The organism is Stenotrophomonas sp. GZD-301 (genome assembly GCF_049310345.1).
In the GTDB taxonomy this organism is placed as follows: Bacteria; Pseudomonadota; Gammaproteobacteria; order Xanthomonadales; family Xanthomonadaceae; genus Stenotrophomonas.
Genome location: NZ_JBMOWY010000032.1, coordinates 16,396 through 32,584, shown reverse-complemented (window position 1 = coordinate 32,584; position 16,189 = coordinate 16,396). Strand labels below are relative to the sequence as shown.

At 70.0% G+C, this 16,189-nt stretch carries 12 protein-coding genes; 2 read left to right on the top strand and 10 right to left on the bottom strand.

The window, feature by feature from the left end:
• Positions 1–63 precede the first annotated feature (63 nt).
• Complete coding sequence (locus ACO6VK_RS08660) at positions 64–3,183, top strand: discoidin domain-containing protein (RefSeq protein ID WP_422506478.1); 3,120 nt, start codon at positions 64–66, stop codon at positions 3,181–3,183.
• Between the two features lie 27 nt (positions 3,184–3,210).
• Here the strand turns inward: ACO6VK_RS08660 and ACO6VK_RS08655 are convergent, their stop codons facing one another.
• The 10 genes from ACO6VK_RS08655 to ACO6VK_RS08610 all read right to left on the bottom strand — a co-directional run bounded on the left by ACO6VK_RS08655 (position 3,211) and on the right by ACO6VK_RS08610 (position 14,847).
• Positions 3,211–4,185: an ABC transporter substrate-binding protein gene (locus tag ACO6VK_RS08655; RefSeq protein WP_422506477.1), complete on the bottom strand. Its 975-nt coding sequence runs from the start codon at positions 4,183–4,185 to the stop codon at positions 3,211–3,213.
• A 32-nt stretch (positions 4,186–4,217) separates the two neighbouring features.
• Entirely contained in the window at positions 4,218–5,957 is a 1,740-nt protein-coding gene (locus ACO6VK_RS08650; protein ID WP_422506476.1) for an amino acid ABC transporter permease/ATP-binding protein, read from the bottom strand.
• Entirely contained in the window at positions 5,954–6,502 is a 549-nt protein-coding gene (locus ACO6VK_RS08645; protein ID WP_422506475.1) for a GNAT family N-acetyltransferase, read from the bottom strand. Before ACO6VK_RS08645 ends, ACO6VK_RS08650 begins: the two co-directional genes overlap by 4 nt.
• A complete protein-coding gene (locus ACO6VK_RS08640; RefSeq protein WP_422506474.1) occupies positions 6,499–7,707 on the bottom strand; it encodes a M20 aminoacylase family protein in 1,209 nt (402 codons plus the stop codon). The genes ACO6VK_RS08645 and ACO6VK_RS08640 overlap by 4 nt, the downstream gene beginning before the upstream one ends.
• An 11-nt stretch (positions 7,708–7,718) precedes the next feature.
• On the bottom strand, positions 7,719–9,062 hold the full coding sequence (locus ACO6VK_RS08635) for an LLM class flavin-dependent oxidoreductase (protein ID WP_422506473.1): 1,344 nt from the start codon (positions 9,060–9,062) through the stop codon (positions 7,719–7,721).
• A 16-nt stretch (positions 9,063–9,078) separates the two neighbouring features.
• Entirely contained in the window at positions 9,079–10,074 is a 996-nt protein-coding gene (locus ACO6VK_RS08630) for an MsnO8 family LLM class oxidoreductase (protein WP_422506472.1), read from the bottom strand.
• A gap of 14 nt (positions 10,075–10,088) precedes the next feature.
• Positions 10,089–10,451 (bottom strand): DUF3088 family protein, encoded by a 363-nt coding sequence (locus tag ACO6VK_RS08625; protein WP_422506471.1) that lies wholly within the window; start codon positions 10,449–10,451, stop codon positions 10,089–10,091.
• 161 nt (positions 10,452–10,612) lie between these two features.
• A complete protein-coding gene (locus ACO6VK_RS08620; protein ID WP_422506470.1) occupies positions 10,613–11,632 on the bottom strand; it encodes an LLM class flavin-dependent oxidoreductase in 1,020 nt (339 codons plus the stop codon).
• A gap of 9 nt (positions 11,633–11,641) precedes the next feature.
• Complete coding sequence (msuE, locus tag ACO6VK_RS08615; RefSeq protein WP_422506469.1) at positions 11,642–12,217, bottom strand: FMN reductase; 576 nt, start codon at positions 12,215–12,217, stop codon at positions 11,642–11,644.
• Between the two features lie 53 nt (positions 12,218–12,270).
• Positions 12,271–14,847 (bottom strand): TonB-dependent receptor plug domain-containing protein, encoded by a 2,577-nt coding sequence (locus ACO6VK_RS08610; RefSeq protein ID WP_422506578.1) that lies wholly within the window; start codon positions 14,845–14,847, stop codon positions 12,271–12,273.
• Between the two features lie 309 nt (positions 14,848–15,156).
• Between ACO6VK_RS08610 and ACO6VK_RS08605 the strand changes: the two genes are divergently transcribed.
• Positions 15,157–16,155: a helix-turn-helix domain-containing protein gene (locus ACO6VK_RS08605; protein WP_422506468.1), complete on the top strand. Its 999-nt coding sequence runs from the start codon at positions 15,157–15,159 to the stop codon at positions 16,153–16,155.
• The last annotated feature ends 34 nt before the right edge of the window (positions 16,156–16,189 follow it).

Below are 16,189 nucleotides of genomic sequence, written 5' to 3'. Positions count from 1 at the left end.
TACAGCCCCTGCTAGCGTGGCCCTGCCCCAGTGCCGGGGCGTAGCGGAACCAGGAGCGCATCGATGGGGCTGCCCACCAACCGCCGGACCGACATGCACCGCCCCGCCGCCGGCATCGCGCGCGCCCTGCTGGTTCCCGCCCTGGCCTTCGCCGCGACCGCCATCGGCCAGGAACTGCCACCGCGCAGCCAGTGGCAGGCCAGCAGCTCCTCGCAGCAGGTGCCGGCAATGGCGGTCGCCCATCTCATCGATGGCGACCCGAAGACCGTCACCGGCGGCGCCTTCAGCCCAGGCCACTGGTTCCAGGTGGACCTGGGTGCGACCAGCACGCTCAGCGGCGCGCAACTGACCTGGGATGTCTCCAACCCCGAGGGCTACACCCTGCAGACCTCGCTGGACGGCACGCAGTGGCGGCCGGCCTACACCATGCGCGATTCGCTCGGCGGCATCGAAACGCTGTACTTCGCGCCCCGCCCGGCACGTTACCTGCGCCTGGCCAGCCCCGAGCGCACCGCCGACTGGGGCGTGTCGATCTTCGAACTGGAGCCGCTCGATGCGCGCGCCACGGCGCGCGTGGCCGGCCTCTCCCCCGCCCAGGCCGCAGCGCTGTGGCAGGGCGGTGATGCGGTCGCCGTGCCTGCAGGCAATGGCGGTACGCACACGCTGGAAATTGCCCTGCCGCGCGCCCAGTCGACCACCGGCCTGGCCGTGGACTGGGCCGGCGCGCACGGCGCGGCACGCCTGGAGGCGAAGGATGCGCAGGGCCACTGGCGCGAGATGGCGCGCGATCCCCAGGCCGGCAGCCGTGCACAGAGCTGGCTGGCCGCCGCCACGCCGGTGATGGCCACGGCGCTGCGGCTGACGGTCGAGGGCGACGCACCCGGCGTGGATCGTCTCCGCCTGCTCGGCCCCGCCGCGGTGATGACGCCGATGAAGCGGTATCAGACGGCCGCCAGCGGTGCGCAGCGCGCCCTGTTCCCCGCCTCGCTGCACATGCAGCAGACCTACTGGACCGCCGTGGGCGTGCATGCCGGGCGGCAGAAGTCGATCTTCGACGAGTACGGCAACATCGAAGCCTACAAGGGCGCGCCGCTGGTGCAGCCGATCTGGCGCAACGCTGACGGCCATGCCGCCGGTGCGGCGGACAAGCCGGTGGCACATGCGCTGCGCGACGGCTGGAAGCCGATGCCGTCGGCCCGCTGGGTGCCGCAGCCGGGTCTGGAACTGCAGAGCGAGGCCTTCGCGATCGCGCTCGGCGGCCAGCCGATGACGTTCGTGCGCCATCGCCTGCGCAACACCGGCACCGCGCCGGTGGACGGTACGCTGACGCTGGCGGTGCGACCGATGCAGATGAACCCGCCGTGGCAGAACGGCGGCCTGTCGCCGATCCGCGCCATCGCGGTGGAGGGGCGCGCGGTGCGCGTCAACGGCCGCCCGCTGCTGAACTCGCTGACGCCCATCGATGCGGCCGGTGCCGCCGCGTTCGGCGTCGATGGCCGCAGCGAGATCACCACGGCCATCGCCCGTGGCGTGCTGCCCGCCCAGCAGCAGGCGCAGGATGCCGATGGGCTGGCCGCCGCCGCGCTGGCCTACCGCATCCAGCTCGCGCCGGGCGCCAGCCGCTCGGTCGTGGTCGCCTTCCCACTCGGAACCGCAGCAGCGGCCGCCGACGGCACGCTGCCGGCCGCGCCGGCACTGGATCTGGGCGATGCATCACGCGACCCGGACGCCACCTACGACACGTTCGCCAACCGCACCGCCGCCGACTGGCAGGCGCGCCTCGGCCAGGTCGGTCTGCGCCTGCCCGATCCGTCGCTGGTGGACATGCTGCGCGCGCAGGCCGCCTACATGCTGATCAACCAGACCGGCCCGGCCATGCAGCCCGGCCCGCGCAACTACAACCGCTCCTTCATCCGCGACGGCATGGCGACCTCGGCCGTGCTGCTGCGCATGGGTGAAGCAACGGTCGCGCGCGACTACCTGGCCTGGTACAGCGAACACGGCGTTCACCCCAACGGCCTGGTCTCGCCGATCCTCAACGACGATGGCAGCGTCAACACCGGTTTCGGCTCGGACATCGAGTACGACAGCCAGGGCCAGTACATCGCGCTGGTGGCCGACGTGGCCCGTCTCGATGGCGGTCCCGAATCGGTACGCGCCTATCTGCCCAAGGTGAAGGCCGCGCTCCGCTTCCTGCAGGAACTGCGCGAGCGCACGTTGGTGCCGGGCTACATGGCGAGCCAGCCGGCGCCGGAGCGCTTCGCCGGCATCCTGGCGCCGTCGATCAGCCATGAGGGCTACCCCTCGCCTACCCACAGCTACTGGGACGACTACTGGGGCCTGAAAGGCTGGCACGACGGCGCGTGGCTGGCCGAGTCGCTCGGCGATCACGACACCGCCGCGTGGGCGCGCGCCCAGTACACCGCCCTGCACGATGCGCTGGCCGCCTCGATCCGCGCCACGATCGCGTGGAAGGGCATCGACTTCATCCCGTCCTCGGCCGACCTCGGCGATGGCGATCCCACCGGCGTGTCGATCGCCCTGGACCCGACCGGCGCGCAGGACGTGCTGCCGGCCGAGGCGCTGCGCACCACCTTCGCGCGCTACCTGGATGACGTGCGCAAACGCACGCAGCCGGGCGCGCTGTATGCCTACACGCCCTACGAAATCCGCAACGTGCTCAGCTACGTCCATCTCGACCAGCCCGCCGCCGCCGAGGAACTGCTGCAGGGCCTGCTGCACGACCGGCGCCCGCTGGAATGGCAGGTGCTGGCCGAAGTGGTGCACTCGCGGCTGCGCTTCCCGCGCTATCTGGGCGACATGCCGCATACCTGGATCGGCGCGGAGTACGGCCGCACGCTGTTCGGCATGCTGATGCGCGAGGATGACGATGCGCTGTCGCTGCTGCCTGGCACGCCACCTGCCTGGGTGGCTGGCGACGGGCTCGCCATCGACCGCCTGCCCACCGCCTACGGCACCCTGCAGCTGCAGGCGCAGCAGCGCGACGGTGCCTTGCACCTCACCCTTGGCCCCGGCCTGCGCAGCGATGCCGCCGTGCGCGTGTGGTGGCCGACACGCACGCGGCCGACCAGCGTGCGTGTGGATGGGCGTGCGGTGCGCGATTACGACGCCAACGGCGTGCGCCTGCAGCAGCCGTTCCGCACGCTTGAGGCGCGCTGGTAGAAGGGGCCTCGCACCACGCCCGGCTGCTTACAGGTTCGGCAGTCCCGGCGGATTGGTTTCCGAGCGTGCCACCGCCTCCTCGCTGACGTTCCAGCGCTGCAGCGCCTGCGCATAGGTACCCGAGGCGATCTGCGTGTTGAGCGCGTGGGTGACCGCGTCGGCCAGCCCGCTGCCCTTGCGCGTGGTCACCGAAATCGCGGCCGCATCCGGCCAGCCGCCGGGGAACAGCCCGACCCGACGCACCTTGCCGTCGCGCGCGGAGTAGGCGCCGGTGGCGTTGGGTTCGAAGGAGACGTCGGCCCGCCCGGTGATCACCGCCAGGCGGCCCACCACCGCATCGTCGAAGTACTGGTATTCCACCGGCTTCAACCCGGCGGCGATGTTCTGCCGGTCCCATTCGCGCAGGATCTGGTCCTGGTTGGTGCTGGCGCCCACCACCACCTTCAACCCGGCCACATCGGCCGGCGAGGTGATCGTCTGGATCGGCCCGTCGGTGCGGGTGTAGATGCCGAGCAGATCGAAGCGGTAGCTGGAGAAGTCGAACTTCTGCTTGCGCGCTTCGGTCACCGTGATGTTGGAGATCACCGCATCGTATTTCCCCGACTGCAGCCCCAGCGGCCAATCCGGCCACGCCACCGGCACCAGCACCAGCTTCAGACCCAGCCCATCGGCGATGAGCCGGGCGATGTCCGGCTCGACCCCGACGATCTGGCGGCTGTCGGCGCCGTAGTCGGCCAGCGGCAGCTGCGCCGGATGCGTAGCCACGGTCAGCGTGCCGGGCGTGACGAAGCGGAAACCGGGCGGCAGCAGCGCCTGCGCCTGCGGGTCCGGCGTGCCCGCCAGTGCCGGCGCATCGGCACCGGCCAACGGTGTGCTGCGCGGCGCGGCGGCCTCGGGGCGCTGGGCCACCCGCGAGTAGACGATGCCGCCGACACCCAGGGCGAACACGGCGGCGATCAGGACGGTGCTGGTGGACAGGCGGCGTCTGCGTGAAGCGGTCATGGCATTTCCTGCGGAGAGTGGGCGGCGGAGAACTACAGCGTCCTGGCCAGGAAGTCGGCGGTACGCTGCTGGCGGGGATGGTCGAACACCTGCCCGGGCGTCCCCTGCTCGATCACGCGTCCCTGGTCCATCATCACCACGTGGTCGGCGACGTGACGGGCGAAGCCAAGTTCATGGGTCACGATGACCAGCGTGGTCCCCGAGCGCGCGAGTTCCTCGATGACACCCAGCACCTCGGCCACCAGTTCCGGGTCCAGCGCCGAGGTCGGTTCGTCGAACAGCAGCACCTTCGGCTGCAGCGCCAGCGCGCGGGCGATGGCCACGCGCTGCTGCTGCCCACCGGACAGCTGCCGCGGGTAGGCATCGGCCTTGTCGGACAGCCCCACGCGCTCGAGCAGATCCAGCGCCTGCTGCTCGGCCTGCGCACGCGGTACGCCGCGCACGGCGATCGGCGCTTCGATGATGTTCTCCAGCGCGGTCAGGTGCGGAAACAGATTGAAGCTCTGGAACACCATGCCGACATCCGCGCGCCGACGGCGGATCTCGCTTTCGGGCAGCTCGTACAGCGTGTCACCCTCGCGCCGGTACCCGACCAGTTGGCCGCCCACGGTGACGAAGCCCGCATCGGCACGCTCCAGGTGGTTGATCAGCCGCAGCAGCGTGGACTTGCCCGCACCGGACGGTCCGATCAACGCCGTGACGCTGCCGCCGCGCAGATCCAGATGCACATCGTCCAGCACCGTCTGCTCGCCAAAGGCCTTGCTCACGCCCTGCAGCACCACCGTGGCGCCGGCACCGGCTGCCCCGGGTGCGGCAAGCGAGGGGCGCGCCGAGGCACGGGCCGGCCCCGACCGCCGGGTGGAGCGCGATGGCGACCGCGACACACTGCGCTCGCCCTGCACCTGGCCACGCGCGAAGCGTCGTTCGATGCGCCGCTGCGCCAGCGACAGCACAGTCAGGATCACCAGGTACCAGACCGTGGCGACCATCAGCAGCGGCACCACCTCCAGGTTGCGCCGGTAAATTACCTGCACCGTGTAGAACAGCTCCGGCAGCGCCAGCACATAGACCACCGAGGTGCTCTTGGCCAGGCCGATCACATCATTGAACGCCGCCGGCAGGATCGAACGCATGGCCTGCGGCAGGATGATGCGGCGGATCTGCCGGCCACGCGGCAGCCCGAGCGCGGCGGCCGCCTCGGACTGGCCGTGGTCCACCGACAGAATGCCGCCTCGGATGACTTCCGCCGAGAACGCCGCCTGGTTGAGGGTCAGGCCCAGCACGGCGGCGGTGAACACGCCGATCAGCTGCGTGGTCGGGTACGAGAACAGCGTGATGTCGGTGAACGGCACGCCCAGCGCGACGGTGCTGTACAGGTAGCCCAGGTTGTTGAGCAGCAGCAACAGCACCAGCAGCGGAATCGAGCGGAACAGCCATACATAGCCCCACGACACCGCCGACAGCAGCGGCGAGCCGGACACCCGCGCCAGCGCCAGCACCGTGCCCAGGGCGAAGCCCAGGCCGGTGCCCAGCGCGGTCAGCCACAGGGTACGGGCGAGCCCTTCCAGCACCGGCCGCGCGAAGAACCACTCGGCGAAGGTGCCCCAGCCCCAGCGCGGGTTGCCCAGCACGGACTGCAGCGCAAGCAGGATCAAGGCCAGTGCGAGCACGGTGCCGATCGCCTGCAGAGGATGGCGTGCCGGAACGATGCGCAGCGCGGGCGTCGGTTGCGCGGCCGCAACGCCGGGCAAGGCAGTGGACGGCGTGCTCATGCCGATGCGCCGTGCAGGGCGACGGTGGTCGCTGCCGCCGTCACGGGCCGCAAAGACGGCAGATGCTTCTCGAACGGCAGGTGGGCCACGGTTTCGGGATCGGCCTGCAGATCGAACAGCGCACGGTAGCCGTGGCTGAGGTACAGCCCCACCGCTTCGGGCTGGCGGAAGCCGGTGGTCAGAAACACCCGCCGGTAGCCCTGCCGCACCGCCTGGTCTTCCAGCTCCTGCAGGACGCGCCGGGCGATGCCCTGGCGGCGCAGACCCGGCAGCGTCCAGATGCGCTTGAATTCGGCCGTATCCGGATCGCGATGTGGCATGAACGCGCCACCGGAAACCGCCTCGCCATCGCGCAGCAGCAGCACGAACGCCCCGACCGGTGCGGCAAACGCCTCGGCCGGATAGCGCTCCAGCTCCTCGCGGGCGCTGCCGCCGATACGACGCCGTACATCCGCATAGCGGCTGTCGTACTCCTGCTCCAGCCCATCGAAGAGCGGCCTGGCCAGGGGGTCGTGCACGGAGGTGTAGATGAACTGCTCGCTCATGCCGGTTCCTCCACCAGGTAGTGCTCGGCCAGCCGCGCCCACAGGCTGGCGGCGGGCGCGATCGCTGCGTCGTTGAAGACATACCGCGGGCTGTGCAGCGGCGCGCTGTCGCCATTGCCGACGAACACGAAACTGCCCGGGCGCGCCTGCAGCAGGAACGCGAAGTCCTCGCTGGCGGTACGGGGCGCGAAGTCGTCCAGCACCTGCGCATCGCCAAAGCCGGCACGGGCCACTGCACGCACCAGCGCGGTCTGTTCGGGATGGTTGATCACACTCGGGAACCCGCGCGGGAACTCGATCTCGGCGCGTGCCCCGAACGCGGCCGCCGTGTGCTGTGCGACCTCGGCCACGCGTCTGCGCAGCGTGTCGCGCACCTCCGGCAGGTAGGCGCGGACGGTCAGGGTCAGCTCCACCACGTCGGGAATCACATTGGCGGCCTTGCCGCCGTGGATGGACCCTACCGTCACCACGCCCATCTGGCGCGGATCGACATTGCGCGACACCACGCTCTGCAGCGCGGTCACCACATGCGCGGCCGCCAGGATCGGATCAACGCTGCCCTGTGGCTCGGCGCCGTGTCCGCCCTTGCCGACCACGCGCAGCCGCGCCCAGTCCACCGAGGCCATTGCCGGTCCATCGACGAACCCGAAGTGACCGGTCGGCACGCCCGGCCAGTTGTGCAGGCCGTAGATCACATCGACCGGGAAACGCTCGAACAGCCCGTCGTCGATCATCTTCGATGCGCCCGATCCGGTTTCCTCGGCCGGCTGGAACACCAGGTGCAAGGTGCCATCAAAGCGTCCGTGATGGGCCAGGTAATGCGCCGCCGCGAGCAGGATGGCGGTGTGCCCGTCGTGGCCGCAGGCATGCATCAGTCCCTCGCGCTGGCTGGCATAGGCCAGCCCGGCGTCTTCGTGGATCGGCAGCGCATCGATGTCGGCACGCAGGCCCAGCCGGCGCGTGCCCTGCCCGCGCTGCAGCGTGCCGACCACGCCGGTGCCACCGACGCCGGTGGTGACGGTGTAGCCCCACTGCTGCAGCAGCTCGGCGATGCGGGCGCTGGTGCGGTGCTCTTCGAAGGCCAGCTCGGGGTGCCGGTGCAGGTCATGGCGGATCGCGATCGCCGCGTCGATGCGCGCGGCAATCGCCGGCAGCACGCCGCGTGGCACCGTGGTGTCCAGTGGAGGACGGTCAAGGAGGGTCATGGCAGCGTCCTTCAGCCGGCCTTGCGCGCGGGGGGCGCGGCATCGGCATGGCGGCTGGCCTTGTACGGCAGGCCGAGGTGGTCGCGCAGCGTGCCGCCCTCCAGCGTGCCGCGGTGGTAGCCGCGTGCCTGCAGGATCGGCAACACCTGGGTCACGAAATCATCCAGGCCCTCGCGCTGCACGGAGAAGCCAAGAATGAAGCCATCGCTGGCGCCCGCCTCGAACCAGCGGATCAGCTCGTCGGCCACATGCTCGGCCGTGCCGATGAAGGTCGGCCGCGGGCTCACCGCCTGCAGGGCCACCTGGCGCAGGCTCAAGCCGTGCTCGCGCGCATCCTGTTTGATCTTGTCGGTGGTCGAGCGGAACGCATTGGCGCCGATGTCGCCCAGGTCCGGAAACGCCGCATCCGGGTCGTACTGGCTGAAATCGTGATGGTCGAAGAAGCGGCCGAGGTAGGCCAGCGCGTCGTCCAGCGTGGCCAGCGCGGCAATGGCCTGGTACTTGGCTTCGGCCTCCTCGGCGGTACGCCCGACGATCGGGCCGATACCGGGGAAGATCTTGACGTCGGCCGCACTGCGCCCGTGCGCGATGGCCGCGTTCTTCACCTTCTGGGTGAATGCACGGGTTTCCTCCAGCGACGGCGCATGGGTGAACACCGCATCGGCGTACTTGCCGGCCAGCGCGATGCCGTCATCGGATGCACCGGCCTGGAAGATCACCGGCTGCCCCTGGGGCGAGCGCTGGATGTTGAGTGGTCCTTCCACCTGGAAGAAGCGTCCTTTGTGGTCCAGCCGCCGGAATGCCTCCGGCGCGAAGAAGGTGCCGCTGTCGCGGTCGCGCACGAACGCATCGTCGTCCCACGAATCCCACAGCCCCTGGACCACCTGCAGGTACTCGTCGGCGATCTGGTAGCGCAGCGCATGCTCGGGATGCGGCCGCCCGTAATTGCGGCCGGAGCCTTCCAGCGGCGAGGTCACCACGTTCCAGCCGGCGCGGCCGCCGCTGATCAGATCGAGCGAGGCGAACTGGCGCGCCACGGTGTACGGATCGCTGTAGGAGGTGGACAGAGTGCCGGCCAGACCGATCCTGGTGGTGGCCGTCGCCAGCGCCGACAGCAGCGTGATCGGCTCGAAGCGGTTGAGGAAGTGCGGGATCGACTTCTCGTTGATGTACAGGCCATCGGCCACGAAACCGAAGGCGATGCCGTGGTCTTCGGCGGTGCGCGCCACATCGATGTAGTACTGCAGGTTGACGCTGGCATCGGGCACGTTGGAGGGATGCTTCCAGGCATGCATGTGGCTGCCGGGGCCCTGCAGCATGATGCCGAACGGAATGGGACGCGGGGTCTTGCTCATGGCGGTCTCCAGGGAGTCAGGCCACCGCCGCGCGTGGCGCGGGCGACAGCAGTTCAAGTGAGGTCAGGCGCGCGTCGAGATCGGCCACCGGCGCATCGAGAATGAATTCGCCCACGCCGAAGCGCCGGTGCAGATCGTCCAGCGCACGCCGCACCTGCGTGGCGTCGCCGGACAGCACGCTGGGATGGGTTTCTTCGATGCGGTAGCTGGTTACGCCGACCTGCCGCGCGTACTCGGCAGCCGCCTCCGGGCTGGGCAGATTGACGGTCTGGCCCGGCGCCAGATGCAGCTTGTAGATGCGCAGTGCACCGAGCTGCCGCGCGGCGGCCTCGGCGGTGGGCGCGGCAAACGCCACGGTCGCCAACAGTGGTGCGAGTGAGGACACCTCGCGATAGGCCGAGAACGCCGCCTCGATGCTGCGCGGATCACCATCGAAGTGCGCCGCGTACACGAAGCGCCAGCCCAGCTCGGCGGCCAGGCGCGCGCTCTGCGGGCTGGCCCCCAGCAGGAAGCGCTCGGGCGCGTGCTGCGGGAGCGGGCGCGCCTGCGCCGATGCGTGTGGATGATCGGCAGGCAGGGTGCCGGACAGGAAGCCGTCGAGGTCCTGCAGTTGCTGCTCGAACGTGCCCACCGGCGCGCGCCCGGCCGCCAGTGCCGCGGTCGAGGCCGGCAACCCGCCGGGTGCCTTGCCCACGCCCAGATCCACCCGCCCCGGCGCCAGGCTGGCCAGCAGGTTGAAGGCTTCGGCCACCTTGTAGGGCGCATAGTGGCGCAGCATCACCCCGCCGCTGCCCACCCGGATGCGGCGCGTCTGCGCCAGCACCCAGGCAGCCAGCACTTCCGGCGCGGGACTGGCCAGCTGCGGCGTGGCGTGGTGCTCGGCGAACCAGTAGCGGTGATACCCAAGATGCTCGGCGTGCTGGGCCAGGCGCAGGCTGTCGCGCAGCGCCTGTTCGGGCGTGCTGCCGTCGCTGATCGGGCTTTTGTCCAACACGCTGGTCAGGTAGCTCATGCGGATCGCCTCGCTCAGGGATGGGCCACGGGAATGCCGAGCAGGCCGTTCAACGCCGCCAGGATGGGTTCGGCGCCGGAGATCACCTCGCGGTCTGCATGCGCGCCACTGGCCTGTGCCGAGTGCACGCCCTGCGGCAGCACCAGCTTGGGCAACGACTGGTCGTGCCCGCCGATCTCGGCGATGACCTCCTGTCGCGGCCGGGCAAAGCCGATCCGGCGGACATCCAGTTGTGCGTCCAGGCCATCGATGCTCGACAACGCACCTTCCAGCAGCAGGCTGTGCCGGCAGAAGAAGCGCTGGCCCGGCAGCTGGCCGTCCTCGAATTCGCGATCCAGCAGGAACAGGATCGGCTTGTGGGTGGGGTGTGCAGACACGGCAGTTGTCCTCGTCTTGGTCGGCAGCAGTGCGCCGTTGGAACCTTGATGCTAGAGAAGCCGCGCGCGCCGCCTGCGGCGCAAATCGACAATCGGCGGTCGGATCCCGCCACACAAATGCGCGTTGGGCATATGCACACGGCCTGCCGTTATGGGAGGCGTCACGCCGCCACCGCGCGCGGCCGCCACCCCAGCGCCGGTGCGATCTCATCGGCAACGCTGCGCAGGATGCGGCGGTAGTCGCTGGCAGGCAGTTCGTACGGCAGCTCCACCCGCAGCTCATCCACCTGCTGCAGGACCGGGTCGGCATGCAACGCGGCGATGATCTGCGCCGAACTGCCCACCACATCGGCGGCGAACAGGGTCCGCCGCGGTCCCTGCGGCGTGCGCGTGCGCGCCTGCCGCTGCGCGGCGAAATCCAGCAGGCGCTGCCGGGTTGCGGCGTCGGCGCCATCGGTGGGCACCAGCACGCGCCCTGCCGCCACGCGCGAAGGTGCTCCATCGGCGCGCGCCTGGCGATACACCGCAAGGTGCTGCAGCTGGGTCGACACGAAATCGTCGTGGGTTTCTGCACGGCTGACATTGCCCAGCAGAAGCGGCAGGCCCTGCGTGCCCGCCCAGCGGGCCGACGCCAGCGAGCCGGCGCCATACCAGACCCGCTGCGCCAGCCCGGGTGCATGCGGCTGGAGGCGGGGACGGTACTGCGACGCCGCGTTACCCACGCGCGTCTCCTCCGAGCCCAGCGGCGCGCCGTTCAATGCCTCGATCAGGCGCTGTACGCGCGCATGCGAGAAGTCGAACTGCGCAGGGTCGCCGTCGAACAGCAACGGCCCCAGCAGCGTGCCGAACGGCGGTGGCCCGGCACTGACGCCCACCTGCACACGGCCACCGGCCAGCGCATCGAGCAAGGACAGATCCTCGGCCAGGCGGAAGGGCGACTCGTAGCCCATCTGGATCACCGCGCTGCCCAGTTCGATGTGCCGTGTCCGCTGGCTGGCCGCGGCGAGGAACACCGCCGCCGAACTGATGCCCGGCTCCAGGTGCCGGTGCCGTACCCAGGCGCCGTCATAACCCAGCGCCTCCGCGAAGGCGATCAGGTCCAGCGCATCGTCCAGACCGGTACGCGGGTCTTCCGGCCGATAGCTGCCGGGCGTAAGGAAGGCAAGGTGACGCAGCTGCATGCCGCGCGCCTAGGCGATGCGACGCAGCGGCGCCGGAACGGCCGCCGGCAACAGGTGGCCCGCCGCCCGCGCCGCCGCCAGGTCGATCCGCGCCAGCAGGGCCGCGTTGTCGACCCGGTCGCCCTCGAAATCGGCGGGCGTGGCATACACCCCGATCGGCAGCGTATGCGCCTGCAGGAAGCTGAACAACGGGCGCAGCTGGTGGTCGATCACCAGCGCGTGCCGCTCGCTGCCACCGGTGGCCGCCAGCAGCACCGGCGTATCCACCAGCGCCTCCAGTCCGATGAAGTCGATCAGGTGCTTGAACAGACCGGGATACGAGCCCCGGTACACCGGCGCGGCGGCGATCAGCAGGTCGGCCGCTTCGATCCGCAGCAGTGCCTGTTCGATGCGCGGTTCCACTTCATCGCGCGCCAGTGCCTGGCCCAACGAGCGCGCGATGGGCGCAAGCTCCACCAGATGCACGTCGATGTGCAGCCGCTGCTTCAGCGCCTCCAGCAGATGGCGCACCAGCAGCAGCGTGCGCGAGTTGGCCGAGCTGGTCGGCGAGCCGATCAGCGCGACCACGTTCAATGCAGATGACATCGCAATGCTCCCATGTAGCGCCGGGCCATGCCCGGCGGCGTGTGGCCTGAACCTCAGAACCGGTAGTGGATGCGCCCGTACCAGAACGCCCCGATGGTGCTGAGCACGTCGCCGGTATCCCAGGTGGTCTCGATGCTGGCCACATCGGTGGCGCTGCGCGCGTACTCGGGCACCTTGCGGGTGCGCTTGTCGAACACGTTGTTGATGCCCAGCGCCGCGCTCCAGCCGCCGCCCAGGTCGGCGCTGCCGGACAGGTTGGTGACCAGCACCGGCGGCTGCTTGTACGCCACGCCGTTGTTGAGCCGTTTGATCGGGCCGTAATAGGTGACGTCCAGGTTCGACCGCCACCGGCCGTTCTGCCAGCCCAGCCCCGCCACCTGCGTGTAGGCGGGCGTGCGGAAGCGCAGTGCGTACTCGCTCGATCGGGTCAGCAGGTTGATGTTCGGCAGGCCCTGCAGCACGGCGGGAATGTCGCGTACCTGCTGGATGGTGGTGCGGCCCACGTTGGCGGCGTAGCTCCAGCGCAGCGCGCCCCACGCGGTCTGCTGGTTGGCCTCCAGGGTCAGTTCCACGCCGCGCGTGCGGGTGTTGCCCACATTGGTGAAGTAGCTGGCGTAGAACGCATCGCCGGGCAGGATGCTGATACCCGCCGTGCCGAGCAGCGTGTCGATGGTGGTCTTCTGCGCGGCGCTGAGCACTGTGCCGCTGTTGTCGGTGATGCGGCTCGGATCCTGCGCGTTGTACCCGATCTGGCTGGACTGGCCGAGCTGGCCGCGGATGTCGATCTGGTACGCATCCAGCGCCAGATGGAACGCCGCGCTCGGGTCCCAGGTGACGCCCAGGCTGTAGTTGTTGGCCTTCTCCGGCTGCAGCGGGGTGGCCCCCAGCGCCACCGCCGCCGGCGAGGACACCTGTGCCACCAGCGTGGTGCCGCAGGGGCAGCTGCCGGTGGCCTGGTAGAACTGCGCGCCGAGGCTGGGGGCGTGGAAGCCGTTGCTGACCGTGGCACGCACGCCGAAGGCGTCGGTGACATCGAAGCGCGTCGTCAACCGCCCGGTCGAGACGCTGCCGAAGTCGGAGTGATCCTCCCAGCGCGCCGCTGCATCCAGGTACCAGCGAGAGGTGACATTGGTCGCCGCGCCCACGTACACCGCCTTGCTGTTGCGCGTGGCCTCCACCGCGTCCGCGGTGGAGTAGCCCACGAAGGCCGCCGCACCGAAGCCGGTGTACGACTCCCACTGCCCTGCCCCGCGCTCATAGCGCTCGTGCTGGTACTCGGCCCCGGCGCTCACCTCCAGCGGCGAGGCGAAGGCGCCCACCTCGATGCTCCGGCGCAGATCGAGATTGGCGATGCCCTGCTGGTAGTCCAGCTTGCCGTCGTAGAAGTCGGTTGGCGCACCCGGGTACGTCAACGAGAAGTTGGCCGAGTTGCGCGTGTAGGTGCGCACCGTGTTGCGGTTGCCGGTCAGGCTGGCGTCCACCTCCCAGCCGGCCCACTGCCCCTTCACCCCGGCGGTGCCGGTGTACTGCTTCTCCTTGGTTTCCAGCACCGGCAGGAAGCCGTCCGGCCATACGTTGAGCACGCTCGGCGCCTTGTAGGTGCCGAAGATCGTCGCCGGCAGGCGGAAGTTCTGGATCGCCTGCGCGGTGCGGTCGCTGGCCGTGGCCGTGGCGTAGAACTGCGCGTTCTCGCCCAGGCCGTGGCCCGCGTTGAGCGCGAAGGCGCGCAGCGCATACGACGGTGAGCTCAGGATGGTGTTGGCTTCGTTGTTGCGGGTGGCTTCGGCCGGGTTGGGCGTGGTGTTGGGCGGCAGCCGGTTGTTGGGCCGCAGTGCGACGAGGTTGCCGTTGGCGTCGATTGCCGGGTAGCTGAGGTAGCCATCGATGTAGCGACGCGTCCGGATCGCGTGATGCTGCCGCGTGCTCTCGCCGGACAGGTTCACGAAGCCGTCCTGGCCCCACGGCAGGCCGACGTTGGCACGCACGCTGGTGCGGCTGCCATCGCCGTCGATGCTCTGCCCGCTTTCCACCGACACATCGCCGCCGTGCGCGTTCGACTTCAGGATCACGTTGATCACGCCGGTGATCGCATCCGAGCCATACAGGGCTGACGCGCCGTCGCGCAGCACCTCGATATGGTCGATGGCCGCCACCGGAATCAACGCCAGGTCGGTCCACGCATGGCCCGGATAGCCGCCGCCATTGGCGCCGCTCACGTATGCACTGGCATTGCGGCGTTTGCCGTTGACCAGCACCAGCGTGTAGCCCGGCGACAGGTTGCGCAGCTGGTAGCCGCGGATCAGGCTCTCCTGGTCACTCTGGTAGCCGCCGATCTGGCTCAGCGACGGCAGGGCGCGCTGCAGCGCCTCCAGCAGGTTGGCCTGTCCGGTGGCGACCAGGTCCTCCGCCGACACCACATCGATCGGCGTGGAGCTGTTCTTGACCGTGCGGTTGCTGGTACGCGAGCCGGTGACCACCACGGCATCCAGTGTCGAGGCCGCCGTACTGGCGGAACTGGCGACCGCGTCTGGCGGCGCCCCGGGGCTGTCGGCCTGCGCGCCGCCGGCGGCCAGACTCAGCGCGATCAGAAGGGAAAGGGAGGACAGCGTCGGCACGCGTGCCGTGGGCAGGGAGCGGAGGGCAGAAGGCATGGGGGCTCTTGGAGGAAGAAGGACAGTCACGTCCACGACAGGCATGTCGCAGGGCTTCAGCTCGAATTCGGCGTAGGCGCCACGCGCCGGCAACATCGCGACAGGGACGACAGCGGCATATCGGGTAGTCCGTTATGAACAGGCCTCCATTCAAGGGCCTGTTCGCCCCTCGCAACAGCCGGCCACGCGTCACGCAGCCGCAACATCGCGCCACGCACATGACCGCCGGTAATGACGTCATTCGCGCCGGGCGCTGCCCCGCTGCCGACACCCCGCTAGCATCATCGGATGCTCTCTCCCCACGACCCGCACGCACCGCCCACCGTCGCCATCGTGGCCTGCCACGGCCAGGGCCTGTTCGAATTCGGCTGTGCCGTGGGCCTGTTCGCGCCGGTCCGTCCCGAGCTGGAGGTGGCCTGGTACACCACCCTGCTGTGCGCCGCCGAACCCGGTGCACTGCGCATGCTGGGCAGCGCCGACGTGCAGTTGCCGCACGGACTGGATGCACTGGATCGCGCCGACACCATCATCGTCCCGGGCTGGCGCACCCCCGCCGAGCGCCCACCGCAGCCGCTGCTCGACGCCCTGGTCCGCGCGCACGGCCGTGGCGCCCGTATCGCCTCGATCTGCTCAGGCGCGTTCGTACTCGCGTGGGCCGGGCTGCTCGATGGCCGCAGCGCCACCACCCATTGGCGCCTCACCGACACCCTCGCCCGCGACTTCCCGGCCATCACCGTGCGCGAGGACGTGCTCTACGTCGATACCGGCAGCATCGTCACCTCCGCCGGCTCGGCCACCGGCATGGACATGATGCTGCACCTGGTGCGCAAGGATTACGGCGCACACGTGGCCAACCTGGTTGCCGAGCGGCTGGTGCTGGCCCCGTGGCGCGATGCCGAACGCAGCCAGCGCGTGGTGCGCTCCATCCCCAAAGGCGAGCCGACGCGGCTGGCGCGGTTGATGGAATGGATGCGCCGCAACCTGCGCGAGGAGCACTCGCTGAAGAGCCTGTCCGAGCAGGCGGCCCTCAGCCAGCGCACGCTGCAGCGGCAGTTCCTCGACGCGACCGGTCTGTCACCGATCGACTGGCTGATCCGCGAGCGCGTGGCCTTCGCGCGCGAACTGCTGGAAACCACCGACCGCCCGCTGCACTGGGTCGCCGAGCAGGCCGGGTTCGGTTCGCAGGAATCGTTCCGCCGCCATTTCCGTGGGCAGACCGAGCTCAGCCCCACGACCTATCGCGAGCGGCATCGCGACGCGGCCGCCGCGCGGGGGCCGGGCTGCTGAGCTGTCGGCCGGTGACACGCCACCCGTGCCACCG